Genomic DNA, 14,969 nt, shown 5'->3' with positions numbered 1-14,969 from the left:
AATGGTTTAGTTGAAAACGGCCGCTTTTTGCGGCCGTTTTCATGTTAACTTCTAAAAAATAGCAAAATGTATCAGTCGGTAGAGCGTTCAATAAACGCCTTTACTGGCGGTACCTGATCGGTAAATACACCATCAAATTGCCATTTCCCTGTAATCAATTGCAGTAGTTGCTCTGCGGTTATGCCGGGAGGGAGCGCGTCGAGTCGGAATGTGTAGGGGTGTATGTGCAGTCCTTCTGCCTGAGCGGTTTTAACCCAGTCGGCCAATTCAAATGAAGTCGGGTTGCTGGTCTGCGTAACATGGCCTAGCCAGGGGCCGATGCCTTGCACGTACTTTGCCGCTTCCTGCATTCCTTGCGGTGTTTTAAGTGCGCCGTAATCGGTGGGGGATTCACCCCACTCGTCATCTGCAATCAGTTGCACCATTTTCACTTTTGCACCCAGTTCGTTGCGCAGGCGCTTCACTTCGGCAAAGTCGAAACACTGCAAGTAAATAGGGGCAGTTGGAGAGTCCAGTTCGTATTTTCGCAGTGTTGCCAGCACCAGCGAACTAATGTCATAACCTTCTGCACGATGCCAGGCGGGCGACTTTATTTCCGGGTAATAGCCAATATTGCGGCCTGTCAGTCGATTCAGTTCAGCTATTGTGGTGAGCTGCTCTTCAAAGGTGGCGATGGTGAAGTGGCCATTGCCGGCATACCGATTGGAAAACACTGGCGTGCCGTCGGCATTCTGGCGCTCACGCACATGCAAGGTTTTTAGCTCCGCCAGTGAAAAGTCCAGCGCATAATATCTGCCATCTTCCCGGGCACGTTCTGGAAATTTCTGTTCTACGTCGGTTACGGTCTCCAAATGAATATCGTGGAGCACAACCAGTTGGCTATCGCGTGTGAGCACCAGGTCCTGTTCAATGTAATCCGGCCCTTGTGCATGCGCCAGTGCCATAGCTTCCAGGGTATGCTCGGGCAGATACCCCGACGCGCCCCGGTGAGCAATAATCTCGAATGCCTGTACTGACATCGACAGGCTTGCTGATGTTATCAAAAAAACAGAAAATAATCGGGCTACACGCATAGTCAGTTATTCCGGTTGAATGAGTTCGATGGCATAACCATCCGGGTCGCGTACAAAGGCAATAACCGTTTTACCGCCTTTTACGGGGCCGGGCTTACGGTAAACATCGGCACCTTTTGCTTCCAGTTGTTCGCAGAAGCGGTAAATATCGTCAACGGCAAAGGCCACATGCCCATAAGCGGTGCCCATGTCGTACTGATTCGTGTCCCAGTTGTAAGTTAATTCCAGTACGGCCTGTTCCGATTCATCCGCATAACCCACAAATGCCAGCGTATATTTGTATTCTTCGTTTACGCTGGTACGCAGCAATTTCATGCCCATGGTTTCAGTATAAAAGGCCAGTGACGTGTCTAAGTCTTTGACTCGCAACATGGTGTGAAGCATTCGCATAGTTGTTCTCCTCTTCGGGGTACTGTAATTCAATCAGATTGCAGCCTGATGACATGCCAGTGTCATTTTTGCCAGTGGTGGCAACATCGTCTGATAAATAGCATAACATCTGCACGAGATAGTCGGGACATACTGATCGTATTCAACCTGTCATCAACCGAAAAGTGGCGAAATTGGTCTAATCTGTTGATTAAAAATTGTGCAGTCCGGTCGAGTAGTCTAGGATAACAGACACAATAAAAATAAAAGCAGCAATTACACCACACACAAGACCGTCGGTCGTTGGCAGGAGCACGCCATGTTGAAGTTCAGAAATCGAGTATTACTGTTAGTTGTCATGTCCGGAATGGTGTATTCCACCATTGCAGAGTCAGCGTTAATTCGAAGCGGGGGGCGAGGTTCTCCTACCTCTACCGCGCCACAAAGTTATTATCTTATCAATGATGCGGATACAGTGATGGGGCCCTATGGCACCACGTTATCGGCATATGATTACCAAACTGTGATGAGTCAGGCCCCGAAATACGGGTTTACGTCAGGCAACCAACATTTATTACCGGTGCCAGGACGTGGTTGCTATCAGGAAATGGATTACGATACGTATAACAATACGCCGCCAGAATATTTACCGGTTTGGGGTGGATGTAGTTATGAGTTTTATACCGACGAGAATCTCTTCGCATTTGGCAGCTTTTTCGCTTATTTGGTAGGCGCAGCCAGTTATGATATTACCTGGACACTCAGTAATGCCGCAGGGCAAATGTGGCAATTTACGGATGCAGATACCTCAATAGACCACACAGGTGGCAGTCAGTATCTTTACACCGATGAATATGGATATCAGGAGTATTCAGAGCAGGGCATGGTGTTTTTAAATGCCGCTATTCCGTTTGACATGCCGGTTGGGGAATACAGTATTACAGTAGATGTCACTATGCATTCTGGCAGCGATAAAACGTTTTTTTATTATCAGGATGAGCACAGTGGTTTGTCGGTAGATTGTATGACGGTAACCAACCCTGACGATTTTTGCTTCATCAGCGGAGGATTGTACGCGTCGGACACACTTACCTTTAGTGTGAATCAGGGCTTTACTGAAACCCTGCGGATTATGGCCAGAAGTCAGGAAGTAGCCGCACCTGCAATGGCAGGTGCATGGGCATTTGCTGCTCTGTTTATGTTTCAGCGTCGTCGACGTAAACTATAATTACTACAAATAGTTAGAAAGGTCGACGTTGTCGGCCTTTTGTTTTTCTTTCGCTAATTTTTCGTTGTGCTGCTGAAGCAGTGCCTGCGCTTCTTCGCTTTCTTGAAACATCGTGGCTACGAGCGGATCCAGTTCAGTCCACCACTGCAACCATCCATTATTTAATGCATTGGTAAAGTGCGAGATAAATCCATCAGTGTCGCCATTGAGGGCGCTAATTCGAGCAGACAAATACATTAGAATGCTGTCTTTAAATATTTTTATTTCTTTATCGAGTTGCTTTTGACAGGTAGAAATATATGCGTTCTGTGCAACCGGGTGTGTCTTTAATTCGGCTTGTGCCCAGGCAATTTCAATGGCCGGTGAGCAATAGGGCATGGCATACATTTCCTGTTCGGGAGTGATTTTTTCAAGCGCGATAAATAATTCCGCACTTTGGTTTATTTCCCCCGTCCAGCCTAAATAAATAGCCTGTTCAACTTTGGCCCAATAGTCATCGGGATCACTGGCTACCTGAAACGCTAATAACTCCACCAGTTGCTGCTTTTTTTGTTCTCGTACCAAAATAAATGCCTGATAGGTCAAGTCGTCCTCATCAATTAGCAGTCTGGCTTTCTCCGTTAATCCAAGTTCAATAAGAATACTCGCTGCGCTATTGCGATAGTTGAGGTTGTCTTTAGACAGTGAATACGCCTTTAGCCAGTTTTCCAGACTCGCCGAATGTTCACCCGCCAGGTAATTCGCGTCAGCCAGGTTTACATACGCTTGCGGATAATCAGGGAAATCGTTGGTTAACAGCGTCAGATATGACCTTGCCTTTTCGTATTCTCCGCGCCGGGAATACTCAAATCCCATGTTAGCCAGGTTTGCTCTGGATATCGGATCCAGTGAAAGCGCTTGTTCAAGATCGGTTAGTGCCTGATCAAAATGTCCTAATTCCCGATGAACTAAATATCGCCACATAAACGCAATAGACAAGTTTGAGTTTACTGCTAGCGCTTTATCCAAATCAGTCAGGGCAGTGTCGTATTCCTCGGTCATGAACTCTACGTAGCCTTTTACAGCAAAGGCTTCTGCATTGTTGGGCTGCCGAACGATGGCCTTATCCAGATTTTGTTTGGCTAGCTGCGCAGCAATATTGGTGTTGAGTACGCCAAAGCGGCTTTCTCCTTCAGCTAGCAGTGCAATCGTATCGGCCAGTGCTACATAAGCCTGAGCAAACTCCGGATCGAGGGCGATGGATTGTTCAAACAACGTGCGGGCGGCTTTCATCGATTCGGTGGTTTGCAGCCGGTATTGTTCCTTGCCCTTTAAATACATAACATAGGCGTCGGTACTGGTGGTGGTAGCGAAAGCCTGAAAGGAACCTGCTTCAATGTATTTGTCTTGCAACAAATTAACCACAGCACGGCCAATTTCGCTTTCCAATTTAAAAACGTCTGAAAAGTCTCTGAGGAAGTTCTCAGTCCAAAGCGTATGGCCATCTTGCGTATTCACCAGTTCAACACGAATCTTAATGCGGCTACCTTGTGCTCTTACGCTACCGGTTAGTACGGTTTGAACATTCAGGCGACGGCCTATATCAACCGGCGACAAGCCTTTTTCTGCGAGAATTTGACTGGATTTAGAGGCCGCAACCCTGAATCCGTCGGTACGCCCCAACAGGCTGGTAAGTTCTTCAGCTAAACCGGATGCTAAGTAGTTTTGATCGCGTTCCGGGCTTTGATCGGTAAAGGGAATAACGGCAATTGAGTCAGCCTGCATCACTTGCTGCTGGCCTTCACTTGCTGCCTTATAGTCTGCTTCGATGGCAGTAAAAAAATGCAAACCAATGAACACGCACAGCACTCCGATGCCGCCTAACCCCAGCCAGCTGCCTGGACCAAGGGGTTTTAAAGTCTGACCATCTGCTGGGGGCGTTCTGTGGATCCCGTCTAAGCTAATGTCAAAATGCCACGACAGGTAGGCAATAACCGGCAGTCCACAGGTTAGCGTGAGGATCACGGCTGGGCCTACCAGCGGGTGCATGTCAATTAAACCGGAGAATACTTCTACTACCTGCAAAACCAGCCAGGAAATACCTAAATAAGCCAATACCGACTTAATCACATTCCGGCGTTTAAGCTCTGTTAAAAAAACGTTCATTATTATGGTTATCCAGCGCTTGTACGGTTATGTTCTATGCTATCTGAACATAACTTAATTGTTTTTTAAATATTGATCCAGCAGTGGGTGAGTTAATGTCAGCATTACTCAGGTAGATATCCACATGGTATACATTCATTGCGTAATCACGTTAAGAAGTGCGTTATAGTGGGTATTTCCTTTAGCGCTATAAACAACAGGATTCCTCAAATCAACATGTCTCAATATAAATCACTTTTCAGTGTCGCCATTGCCTTCGCTTGCGTGCTGTTGGCGCTTAACTTTGGACTGCGCTCTTCCATGGGATTCTTTATGGCACCGGTGTCTGCCGAATTTGGTTATGGCAGGGAGGTGTTTGCTTTTGCACTGGCGCTGCAAAATCTGTGGTGGGGATTGTGTCAGCCGGTGGCCGGTGCGTTTGCTGATCGGTTTGGTACGGTTAAAACTGTGGTGGCAGGTACTCTGCTTTATGCGCTGGGGCTCTATGTCACCGCTACAGCGGATACGATTCAAGGCTTGAATGTGGGCGCAGGCTTTTTGATGGGAATGGGCATTGCCGCAACCGGTTTCGGGGTGGTATTGCCGGCCATGGCCCGTATGGTCTCACCGGAACAACGCTCATTTGCATTGGGTTTGGGCAGTGCAGCTGGCTCTGCAGGGCAATTGCTGGTAGTGCCTGTGGCACAGTCGTTTATTGCCGGTTATGGTTGGAGCATAGCGCTTATGCTGATGGCAGGTTGCGCTTTGTTAATGATGTTTTTAGCGTCCCCTCTGCGTGAAGCGACAAAACCTACCGGGCAAACGGCTGGTACTGTCAAGAAACAGTCGATGTCGGAAGCGCTGCGCGAGGCGTGTACCTATTCACACTACTGGCTACTGGTAGCCGGTTTTTTTGTATGTGGATTTCAATTGGCGTTTATTACCGTGCACATGCCGGCGTTTTTGAGTGACAGGGGCTTTGCCTCTGATGTTGCGGTTGCCAGTTTGGCTTTGATTGGATTGTTTAATATATTTGGTTGCTTGCTATCTGGCTCCTGGGCAGGCAAGTATTCCAAGGCGAAAATACTCACAGGTATTTATGCATTACGTGCGGTTTCCATTGCCGCGTTTATGTATTTCCCCATGTCAGCGCATTCTGTTTATGCCTTTTCAATTATTACGGGCTTACTGTGGTTAGCTACGGTGCCTCCCACGTCCGGGCTGGTGGCGCAAATGTTTGGGTTGCCTTACATGGGATTGTTGTATGGCATTGTGTTTTTAAGTCACCAGTTAGGCTCATTCAGTGGCGTGTGGCTGGGTGGCTACTTGTTTGACGTTACCGGCTCTTACGATGTGGTGTGGTGGGCGGCTTGCGGCATTGCGGTGGTCACTGCATTACTGCATTTGTGGATTGATGAACGTCCGGTTGAACGCTTGAGAGTGGTAACCGCTTAGCGTGATTGTTTCCTGAAACCAGGTGTGAATCTGGTTTCAGGAGGGATACCGAGCCTATTAATGCTTGCGGGTGGATTTGTCCAGTGTACCCATGGCATAGGCCGAGATAACGAATGTGAGGTGGATCAACACGTACCACATGAGCTTGTCGTTATCGATATTCTTCGCATTCATAAAAATTTTCAGTAAATGAATAGACGAAATGGCGACAATCGACGCGGCAACTTTGCTCTTGAGTGAACTGGTGTCTAGTGTGCCCAGCCACGCCAGTTTTTCAGTACCTTCTTTCAGGTCTATTTGCGACACAAAGTTCTCGTAACTGGTAAACATCACCATAATGATCAGGCCCGATACCAGTGCGATGTCAATCAGCGATAACACCACCAGAACAATGTCTGCTTCGCTGATTTCCAGTACGTGGGGCAGCAGGTGAAAGAGTTCCTGAAAAAACTTAATGCCCAAGGCCACCAAAGCCAGGCTTAACCCAAAGTAAATAGGCGCAAGTAACCATCGTGACGCATACATTACGCGTTCTACCCAAGCTTCCAAATTGTATTCTCCTTGAAAAAACGATGATGAAATAAGGTAAATATGTCAGAAAAAACGGTATTTGTGTCAATAGGCTATGAGCACTGCAAATTTTAGACTTGCTACTTAATTGACCTTTTTACAACTTTCTTTTGTTTTGACAGCTGCTTTTTTTCTTGTTCTTTCAATACCTCGTTAATAAAACGCTTACGGCCGTACTGACGGGTAATAATGCAGTTGTCCAGCACAAAGCCTCTGGCCGGGCAGTATTCACGTCCGTAATAAATAATTTGCAGGTGCAGGTCGTTCCAGCGCTCTTTAGGGAACAGACGTTTGGCATCGCGCTCGGTTTGTTCCACACTTTTGCCGTTAGACAAGCCCCATCGGTACATCAGGCGGTGAATATGGGTATCCACCGGAAAGGCGGGTACACCAAATGCCTGGGACATTACCACTGATGCCGTTTTGTGGCCTACGCCTGGCATGGCTTCAAGTGCCTCAAAATCCTGTGGTACTTCACCGCCGTGCAGTTTTATGATCATATCCGACAGATGCCAGATACCTTTTGACTTCATCGGCGACAAGCCACAGGGTTTGATGATTGCCTGGATGTCGTCAATGCTCATTTTCACCATATCAAAGGGGTTATCGGCCCTGGCAAACAATTTTGGCGTAATCTGGTTTACCCGCTCGTCGGTGCACTGGGCAGATAATAATACCGCTATCAGCAGTGTATAGGGGTCTTTGTGATCCAGTGGAATGGGTATTTCCGGGTACAGTTCATCCAGAATGGTCATGATGGCCTGTACTTTTTGTTGTTTTGTAAGGGAACTACTCATAATGGGTACCAGTTTATACGCTTTGTATTACTAATTTTCGGCAGTCACGCGTGCGCGAACCACGGTTTTGGGCGCATTTGCGGCCGCTTTTTCGGCCAGCCGTTTATCGATAATGTTTTTCAATGCAATCAAAAAACCCAGTCCCAGGAATGCGCCAGGAGGCAATATGGCCAGCAAAAACGGATTATCGGGGCTAAACAGGGTGATTTGCCAGTTTGTTGCTACAGGGCCAAACAGCCGCTCTGCGCCGTGTAACAATGTGCCGTTGCCCAGTGCTTCACGGATACCACCCAGAATAACCAGAACCAGAGTAAAGCCCAGTCCCATCATCAGTCCGTCAAAGGCCGATGCCGCTAGGGGATTTTTGGATGCAAATGCCTCTGCACGGCCAATAATGGCGCAGTTAGTCACAATCAGCGGAATGAATATCCCAAGGGCCAGATACAATTCGTAGGTATAGGCATTCATCAGTAGTTGAATTACGGTTACGAACGCAGCAATGATCATGACGAAAACCGGAATGCGAATGGCCGAGGTGACATAATTGCGAATTAATGACACCGTTGCGTTTGAGCCAATGAGCACCAGCGTTGTGGCTATCCCCAGTCCTAAACCATTAATGACACTGGATGTAACCGCCAGTAACGGGCATAACCCAAGCAACTGTACCAGTGCGGGGTTGTTTTTCCACAAGCCTTCGAGTGTGAGCTGTTGATACATACGCACTTACTCCTGTGATTCTGCCTGGGCAGGGCAGTTGGTGGGTAAATCAAATAACCGGGTCTGCTGGTGATTGATGTAATCCAGAGTGCGGGCTACTGCGCCAACTACCGCTCTTGGCGTAATAGTGGCTCCAGTGAACTGATCAAACTGCCCGCCATCTTTTTTTACCTGCCAGCGTTTAGCGTCTTCAGCCTGGTATACCTTACCGTTGAATCCCAGCATCCAGTCGCTCACTGCCATGTCTATTTTGTCGCCCAGTCCGGGGGTTTCAGCATGATCCAGCGCTCTTACGCCGAGTACTTCACCTTGGGTATTCACCCCAAGAATTAAATGAATGTTGCCACTGTAACCATCCGGCGCGGTAAATTCTGCGGCCAGTGCGGCATTATTGCTATCCAACCGGGCGCGATACACCGCGTGCAAGCCACGGCCAAGTTCAGGGGTATCGAGTTGCACACAGTCCAGTGCCAATTGGTTGTTGTAAAGCGCGGGCGGTACAACCTCATTTAAGGTGCTCAGCAGTCGTTTGGCGCGCTGTTCAGCAATTTTCTGTTCGGTACTTTCGTAGGTAAACGCAATGAGGGCTGTCGTAATTAAGGCGAATAAGGCCAATAACCCACCGTTTTTCAATATGCTGTTGGGCATCAGGCGTCTCCCTCTGAAGGCTTTTTCCTGGGCTTCTGACCATACACTCTTGGCTGAGTGTAATAATCAATCAGGGGGACGGCCATATTCATGATCACCACGGCAAATGCGATGGCATCGGGGTAGCCACCAAAGGTGCGTATCATTACTACCCAAAAACCAATAGCCGCACCAAATACCAACCGGCCTTTAGGCGTTGTGGAGGCAGAGACAGGATCCGTTGCAATAAAAAATGCGCCCAGCATTACCGCACCATTGGTCCAGTGAAATAAGGCAGAGCCATATAAATCGCCATTGATAAGCTGCAAAAAGACGGCGGTTACCGCAACACTGGCTAACAGCGAGACAGGAATATGCCAGCTAATAATGCGCAGTTGAATGAGCAATACGCCGCCAGCTAAGTACGCCAGTGCAATCCAGCCCCAGCCAGCGCCAGCGGCTTCGGTTATTCCGTTGCCGAACAATGGGGGGGTAAGGGCTTCCGTGTAAGTGTATCCCTGACTCAATTGGGTTTTAACGTAGTCGAGAGGGGTTGCCATGGTAAAACCATCGGCACCCGCGCGCAGCTGAGTAAGATCGTATCCCGATTGACTAAACCCGGTAAATATTACGGATACGGCGTCACCAAACGACAAGGTATGCAGTGCCAGCGAAGATGGTGGCAACCAGCCACTCATAGCGGCAGGGAATGAAATTAACAGCATCACGTATGCTGCCATAGCTGGATTGAATAAATTGAATCCCAAGCCGCCATAAAGTTGTTTAACAATGGCAATAGCAAACCAGCTGCCCAGCACGGTCATCCACCAGGGCAACAATGGCGGTAAACTTACCGCCAGTAACAGTGCAGTAACGATGGCACTGTAATCGGCGATAGCCTGGCCTATTTCTCGCTTTCGCAGGGCGACAATAACCGCTTCCGTGACTACCGCAGTAATGGCCGCTAACAGCATTTGTATTATTACACCCCAGCCAAAAAATACGACCTGAGCAATGACGCCAGGGATCATGGCGTACAGTACCCAGCGCATAACCTGATCGGTGGTGCGCCGAACGTGTTGGTGAGGAGAACTCGATAGGGTTAACTTCATGCGTTATCTTGCTCCTGCTCGCCACTGCTGTTTTCCTGCGCCGCTTTTTTTGCTTTGGCGCGCGCAACAGCCGCGGCAATTTTGGCTTTGCGCTGGGCTTCGGGACTCATTGAGTCGTCGGCTGATTCACTTTTCTCGCTGGCTACTTCCTGAACTTGCGACGGCGAAGGCGACGACGAATCAGTTGCCGCTTTTTTCGCTTTTGCGCGGGCTACCGCGGCGGCAATTTTGGCTTTGCGCTGGGCTTCTGGGCTTAGTGATTCGTCGCCGTGCCCGGTTGACTCTTCTGTTTCGCTTGTTGAGGTCTGCACCGCACTATCTGACTCTTTCGACGCCTTTTTCGCTTTTGCACGTGCTACTGCTGCTGCAATTTTGGCTTTGCGCTGTGTTTCGGCATCATCAGTTTCGGTAGTCGCTGATGTTTCAACCGGTTCTGCGTTTTCGACGGACGTTTGTATATTGGTTTGTTCAGCGTTGCTATCAGCTTCAACCGCAGCTTTTTTGGCTTTCGCTCGTGCAACGGCCGCAGCGACTTTGGCTTTACGCTCGGCAGCGGGATCCGTTACTGCTGTCTCAATACTATCGGTTGTCGCTGAATCTGTAGTCGCAGGGGCATTACCCAACGCTTCCTCCGGGCTCGTCAAGCCGGCTTTTTTAGCCTTAGCGCGAGCAATCGCAGCAGCCACTTTGGCTTTGCGATCTGCATTGGCGTCGTGTCCGGTGCTGCTTTCTTGTGACACGGTATCACTTGGTGTTGATTCAGCATCGGATGCGCCAGCTGCTAGCTGAGCTTTCTTCGCTTTTGCTCTGGCAATGGCTGCGGCCACTTTATCTTGCTTTGCGTCAGATGGTGTACTTTGCGGGGCAGCTTCAGAAACGCCTTCGGCTTCTGATTGCTGCGCTGCCTTCTTGGCTTTCGCTCTGGCCAGTGCGGCAGCAACTTTATCTTTGGCCGGACTGGCGGCGGTGTCTTCATTTTTGGTAGCGGCCGCGCGTTGTTGCTGAGCTTCCATTGCCTGTTTACGCGCTTCCGCGGCCTGACGATGTTTAGCTTCGCGCTCTTCTTTTTCGCGCTCTAGCCTCGCTTTACGCGCTTCAAACCGTTGCCTGGATTTTTCAGCCTTGTCTTTTTCGTCTTTCTGAACACGAATTTGCGACTTGGCTTTGCGATAGTAATGCACCAGCGGAATTTCGCTGGGGCAAACGTACGCACAGGCTCCGCACTCAATACAATCGAATAAATTGTATTCTTCGGCTTTCTCCAATTCGCTTGCTTTACTGTGCCAGTACAATTGCTGGGGTAGCAAACTTGCAGGGCAGGCGTCGGCACACGCACTGCAGCGAATGCAAGCGAGCTCACGCTGATTCATTCGCAGTTCTTTTTTGGCCGGTACCAGAATGCAGTTGGTGGTTTTCACCACGGGCACGTCGGTTGACGGCAGGGTAAAGCCCATCATGGGACCGCCCATGATCACTGTTGGGCTGGCCTGACGCTTGGGTTGATAACTGCCTTGCGCCAGCAGTGTCTGAATTGGCGTGCCAATCAGTGCCCACACATTTTGCGGGTGCTGAAGCGCCTCACCCGTTAAGGTTACCACCCGTTGAATCAGCGGCTTGCCGTACAAAATGGCATCGGCAATGGCATAGCTGGTGCCTACGTTAAACATCATTACGCCAATGTCGGCGGGCAGGCCGTCACGCGGGACTTCACGCCCGGTAAGCACCTGAATTAGTTGTTTTTCACCGCCTGCAGGGTATTTGGTTGGCACCGACACTACGCGAATTTGTGCATTGTCTTCGCACACTTTTCGCATTGCCTCATAGGCTTCAGGCTTGTTGTCTTCAATACCGATAAGGGTAACTTTAGGTGTGAGCAGGTGACGTAAAATATCAATACCCTGACGGATTTGCCAGGCGTGTTCACGCATAAGGCGGTCGTCAGAGGTAATATAGGGTTCGCATTCCACGCCGTTAATAATTATAAACTCAACGGTTTTTCTGGCGGTTGATTTAATGTGCGTTGGAAAGCCTGCGCCACCCATTCCGGCTATACCGGCATCACATATTGCCGCTATCAATGCATTGGGCTCTTCATGAGTGTAATCATTAAAGCCACTAATGCTTGTCCATTGATCCTGGCCATCAGGTTTAATCACTACACAAAGCTCAGCAAGTCCGCTGGGGTGTGCGGTGGTGCGTTCTTCTATTGCAATTACGTCGCCCGACGTTGGGGCGTGCACCGGCACAGAAAAAGGGTGGGGGCTTTGTGTTAACGGCTGACCTTTCAGCACGCGATCACCCACTGCAACTAAACAGCTTCCCGCAGTACCAATGTGCTGCTTTACCGGAATAACCAGTGTTTGTGGTAACGCTAATGTACCAATAGACGTTTGGTTTGACAGGGATTTACGGCCGTCAGGATGAACACCACCAGGGAAGTCCCATAGCTTTTGTTGATCCAGACGCTGAAGTATTTGAGGAAAATCGTTTGGCATATCAGGAAATCACTTTCACCGGAATATTGCCCTGAGGCGTTTGCGAGAAATCCCATTGCCAGGATGCAGTGGTGGGGTTCACTGTGACCATATCAATACAGTCTACCGGGCAGGGTTCAACACATAAGTCACAGCCTGTGCAGGCATCGGTTATTACGGTATGCATTTGCTTGGCTGCACCCACGATGGCATCCACCGGGCAAGCCTGAATGCACTTAGTACAACCAATACACTCGTCTTCGCGAATATAAGCTACTTTGGGGGCGTTTTCTTCACCGTGAGCGGCGTCCAGAGGCTTGGCTTCCACCCCCATTAAATCAGCCAGTTGTTTAATGGTCGCTTCACCACCCGGCGGGCATTTGTTAATGTCGTCACCATTGGCAATGGCTTCTGCATATGGCTTACAACCGGGGTAGCCACACTGGCCGCATTGTGTTTGTGGCAAAAGCTGGTCAATTTGCTCAACCAGCGGATCACCTTCAACGTGAAAACGAATGGCGGCGTAACCCAGTGCCAACCCAAATCCCAGCGCCATGAGTCCCAGCGCGATCAGTGCCACTACCATCATTACACTTTCACCAATCCGCTAAAGCCCATAAACGCCAGTGACATTAAACCTGCGGTGATCATGGCAATCGATGCGCCTTTGAACGGGGTAGGGACGTCAGCCGCTGCAAGTCGTTCGCGCATGGCCGCAAATAAAATCATGGCAAGGGAAAACCCAACAGCGGCGCCAAATCCGTACACAATACTCTGAATCAGATTGTGCTGTTCGGTGAGATTGAGTAATGCAACGCCTAGTACCGCGCAGTTGGTCGTGATAAGGGGCAAAAAGATGCCCAGCAGACGGTAGAGAGTTGGACTGGTTTTGTGCACTACCATTTCAGTAAATTGCACCACTACAGCAATCACAAGAATAAAACTAATCGTGCGTAAAAAGCTGATGCCCAATGGCTGTAACAAATAGGTTTCTACCAGATAACTACACACGGACGCTAAGGTGAGCACAAAAGTGGTAGCCATAGACATGCCAATGGCGGTTTCCAGTTTGCTGGAAACGCCCATAAAGGGGCATAAACCCAGAAATTTAACCAGTACAAAATTGTTGACTAACACCGTACTGATAAGAAGCAGGAAAAATTCAGTCATTGCGATTTAGTAATACCAACCAGGCCAGTAGATTAAGGATAAATTTACGCATTCATAATCGCGGCATTATCTCTTATTTTTCGAGTAATTAAAAACGTATACTGGAAATTTGCGCCGACTGATCTATACGTGCTGCCGAATTAATCAATAAACTAGGAAAGTTGTTATGGGATTTGTTGCTAAGCGGGATGCTCGAAGGTAGTTGAGCCAAAAGTGGCTCCCCCTCCCCGACTCGAACGGGGGACCTGCGGATTAACAGTCCGTCGCTCTAACCAACTGAGCTAAGGGGGAACTATCTTTGGTAATTGAAACTTGGCTCCCCCTCCCCGACTCGAACGGGGGACCTGCGGATTAACAGTCCGTCGCTCTAACCAACTGAGCTAAGGGGGACCTGTGTTTCAACGGCTGCGAATATTAATGAGGTAACGATGATGTGTCAATATACTTCGTTATATTTTTATTTCGTTTGGTTAAAAAATGTCATTTTGGCGATCTTTAATACAAAATCGCCCCTAACTGGCTATTTTTTATGCTTTGCTAAATTAAATTCAAGCTAATGCTATGAAAAATATAGTTTTAGTATTTTGCATATTTATCGTTTTTTAATTAAAAATACATAAAGGAATAAAAAGCAAAATAATTATAGCTAAAAGCTATTAAAAAAACGTTGAACACTGTTCGTATGTACAGCTTTTAGTGCATGTGAGACCGATTGTGTGAAGTTAGAAGGTTAGTCATCACTTACATAAAATTTTGGTGATCTGCTGTAAAGCCGCGCCAATACTGGGCCTTTAAGAGTTATCCACGAATTCTGTGGATAACTATGTTGATAGATGTGTTTCAAAGCGAGTCACGCGTACGGGTTGTCAAAAAAGCGTCACATAGCTGTCATCTTTTATCTTTTTTAAGTGTATGATTAATTTATTAAATTTATTGTTTTTGCACAACTGTGTAACAAAGTGTCAATGTTTTATGCACCAAAATGATCAGCATTTGGCTTGTGTGTTACTGATTCACCAGTTGGTCTGAAAAATCGACAGTTTAACAAGCTGTTTACACAAAAGTAGGGGCGTCACTCCGCAGTAGCCTTCTCGAGCTCGTGCTATATGGGCCGAATATTGTGCGCAGAATAAGTTAATTGCGCTATCGGTGGCACAAATTGCGATTACCTGACCTTTTTAGCCTGATTGGAATAAATAAGATTCCGTTATTGATGGTGTAATTGATAAAAATGCGATGAATAGCGTTAT

13 protein-coding genes and 2 tRNA genes are annotated in these 14,969 nt (G+C 48.2%); 2 read left to right on the top strand and 13 right to left on the bottom strand.

What is annotated here, in order from left to right:
* Window positions 1-71: 71 nt before the first annotated feature.
* Together glpQ and gloA are read right to left on the bottom strand one after the other, a co-directional pair.
* Window positions 72-1,073 (bottom strand): glycerophosphodiester phosphodiesterase, encoded by a 1,002-nt coding sequence (gene glpQ / locus FJ444_RS00650; RefSeq protein ID WP_140955982.1) that lies wholly within the window; start codon window positions 1,071-1,073, stop codon window positions 72-74.
* Between the two features lie 6 nt (window positions 1,074-1,079).
* Entirely contained in the window at window positions 1,080-1,463 is a 384-nt protein-coding gene (gene gloA, locus FJ444_RS00645; RefSeq protein ID WP_140955981.1) for a lactoylglutathione lyase, read from the bottom strand.
* Between the two features lie 298 nt (window positions 1,464-1,761).
* Between gloA and FJ444_RS00640 the strand changes: the two genes are divergently transcribed.
* Window positions 1,762-2,670 (top strand): hypothetical protein, encoded by a 909-nt coding sequence (locus tag FJ444_RS00640; protein WP_140955980.1) that lies wholly within the window; start codon window positions 1,762-1,764, stop codon window positions 2,668-2,670.
* A gap of 3 nt (window positions 2,671-2,673) precedes the next feature.
* Here FJ444_RS00640 and FJ444_RS00635 read toward each other — a convergent pair whose 3' ends face one another.
* Window positions 2,674-4,815 (bottom strand): tetratricopeptide repeat protein, encoded by a 2,142-nt coding sequence (locus tag FJ444_RS00635; RefSeq protein WP_140955979.1) that lies wholly within the window; start codon window positions 4,813-4,815, stop codon window positions 2,674-2,676.
* A gap of 216 nt (window positions 4,816-5,031) precedes the next feature.
* Between FJ444_RS00635 and FJ444_RS00630 the strand changes: the two genes are divergently transcribed.
* The gene (locus tag FJ444_RS00630) at window positions 5,032-6,249 is read left to right on the top strand and encodes an MFS transporter (RefSeq protein ID WP_140955978.1); all 1,218 of its coding nucleotides are present in this window, start codon (window positions 5,032-5,034) and stop codon (window positions 6,247-6,249) included.
* A gap of 57 nt (window positions 6,250-6,306) precedes the next feature.
* Here FJ444_RS00630 and FJ444_RS00625 read toward each other — a convergent pair whose 3' ends face one another.
* The 10 genes from FJ444_RS00625 to FJ444_RS00580 all read right to left on the bottom strand — a co-directional run bounded on the left by FJ444_RS00625 (window position 6,307) and on the right by FJ444_RS00580 (window position 14,109).
* The gene (locus FJ444_RS00625) at window positions 6,307-6,798 is read right to left on the bottom strand and encodes a TIGR00645 family protein (RefSeq protein ID WP_140955977.1); all 492 of its coding nucleotides are present in this window, start codon (window positions 6,796-6,798) and stop codon (window positions 6,307-6,309) included.
* A 101-nt stretch (window positions 6,799-6,899) separates the two neighbouring features.
* Entirely contained in the window at window positions 6,900-7,616 is a 717-nt protein-coding gene (nth, locus tag FJ444_RS00620) for an endonuclease III (protein WP_140955976.1), read from the bottom strand.
* Between the two features lie 30 nt (window positions 7,617-7,646).
* A complete protein-coding gene (locus FJ444_RS00615) occupies window positions 7,647-8,342 on the bottom strand; it encodes an electron transport complex subunit E (RefSeq protein WP_140955975.1) in 696 nt (231 codons plus the stop codon).
* On the bottom strand, window positions 8,343-8,984 hold the full coding sequence (rsxG, locus tag FJ444_RS00610; RefSeq protein ID WP_140955974.1) for an electron transport complex subunit RsxG: 642 nt from the start codon (window positions 8,982-8,984) through the stop codon (window positions 8,343-8,345).
* On the bottom strand, window positions 8,984-10,075 hold the full coding sequence (rsxD, locus tag FJ444_RS00605) for an electron transport complex subunit RsxD (protein ID WP_140955973.1): 1,092 nt from the start codon (window positions 10,073-10,075) through the stop codon (window positions 8,984-8,986). The genes rsxG and rsxD overlap by 1 nt, the downstream gene beginning before the upstream one ends.
* Window positions 10,072-12,570, bottom strand: coding sequence for an electron transport complex subunit RsxC (gene rsxC, locus FJ444_RS00600; protein WP_140955972.1), 2,499 nt, complete (start codon window positions 12,568-12,570; stop codon window positions 10,072-10,074). Before rsxC ends, rsxD begins: the two co-directional genes overlap by 4 nt.
* Window position 12,571: 1 nt before the next feature.
* Window positions 12,572-13,138: an electron transport complex subunit RsxB gene (gene rsxB, locus FJ444_RS00595; RefSeq protein WP_140955971.1), complete on the bottom strand. Its 567-nt coding sequence runs from the start codon at window positions 13,136-13,138 to the stop codon at window positions 12,572-12,574.
* The gene (rsxA, locus tag FJ444_RS00590) at window positions 13,138-13,719 is read right to left on the bottom strand and encodes an electron transport complex subunit RsxA (RefSeq protein ID WP_140955970.1); all 582 of its coding nucleotides are present in this window, start codon (window positions 13,717-13,719) and stop codon (window positions 13,138-13,140) included. The genes rsxB and rsxA overlap by 1 nt, the downstream gene beginning before the upstream one ends.
* 214 nt (window positions 13,720-13,933) lie before the next feature.
* Window positions 13,934-14,010, bottom strand: a tRNA-Asn gene (locus tag FJ444_RS00585).
* 22 nt (window positions 14,011-14,032) lie between these two features.
* Window positions 14,033-14,109: transfer RNA gene (locus FJ444_RS00580), tRNA-Asn, on the bottom strand.
* Window positions 14,110-14,969: the final 860 nt, after the last annotated feature.

The organism is Aestuariibacter sp. GS-14 (assembly GCF_006494365.1).
Taxonomy (GTDB): domain Bacteria; phylum Pseudomonadota; class Gammaproteobacteria; order Enterobacterales; family Alteromonadaceae; genus Alteromonas; species Alteromonas mangrovi.
Note: the sequence above shows the minus strand (reverse complement) of the source record. Positions and strands in the feature narration are given on the sequence as shown.

What these genes read in the sequence shown, in the direction of transcription:
- rsxC (WP_140955972.1), bottom strand. Translation starts at nt 12,570, where the DNA reads ATGCCAAACGATTTTCCTCAAATACTTCAGCGTCTGGATCAACAAAAG.
- rsxB (WP_140955971.1), bottom strand. Translation starts at nt 13,138, where the DNA reads ATGATGGTAGTGGCACTGATCGCGCTGGGACTCATGGCGCTGGGATTT.
- rsxG (WP_140955974.1), bottom strand. Translation starts at nt 8,984, where the DNA reads ATGCCCAACAGCATATTGAAAAACGGTGGGTTATTGGCCTTATTCGCC.
- gloA (WP_140955981.1), bottom strand. Translation starts at nt 1,463, where the DNA reads ATGCGAATGCTTCACACCATGTTGCGAGTCAAAGACTTAGACACGTCA.
- FJ444_RS00630 (WP_140955978.1), top strand. Translation starts at nt 5,032, where the DNA reads ATGTCTCAATATAAATCACTTTTCAGTGTCGCCATTGCCTTCGCTTGC.
- nth (WP_140955976.1), bottom strand. Translation starts at nt 7,616, where the DNA reads ATGAGTAGTTCCCTTACAAAACAACAAAAAGTACAGGCCATCATGACC.
- FJ444_RS00635 (WP_140955979.1), bottom strand. Translation starts at nt 4,815, where the DNA reads ATGAACGTTTTTTTAACAGAGCTTAAACGCCGGAATGTGATTAAGTCG.
- rsxA (WP_140955970.1), bottom strand. Translation starts at nt 13,719, where the DNA reads ATGACTGAATTTTTCCTGCTTCTTATCAGTACGGTGTTAGTCAACAAT.
- glpQ (WP_140955982.1), bottom strand. Translation starts at nt 1,073, where the DNA reads ATGCGTGTAGCCCGATTATTTTCTGTTTTTTTGATAACATCAGCAAGC.
- FJ444_RS00640 (WP_140955980.1), top strand. Translation starts at nt 1,762, where the DNA reads ATGTTGAAGTTCAGAAATCGAGTATTACTGTTAGTTGTCATGTCCGGA.
- rsxD (WP_140955973.1), bottom strand. Translation starts at nt 10,075, where the DNA reads ATGAAGTTAACCCTATCGAGTTCTCCTCACCAACACGTTCGGCGCACC.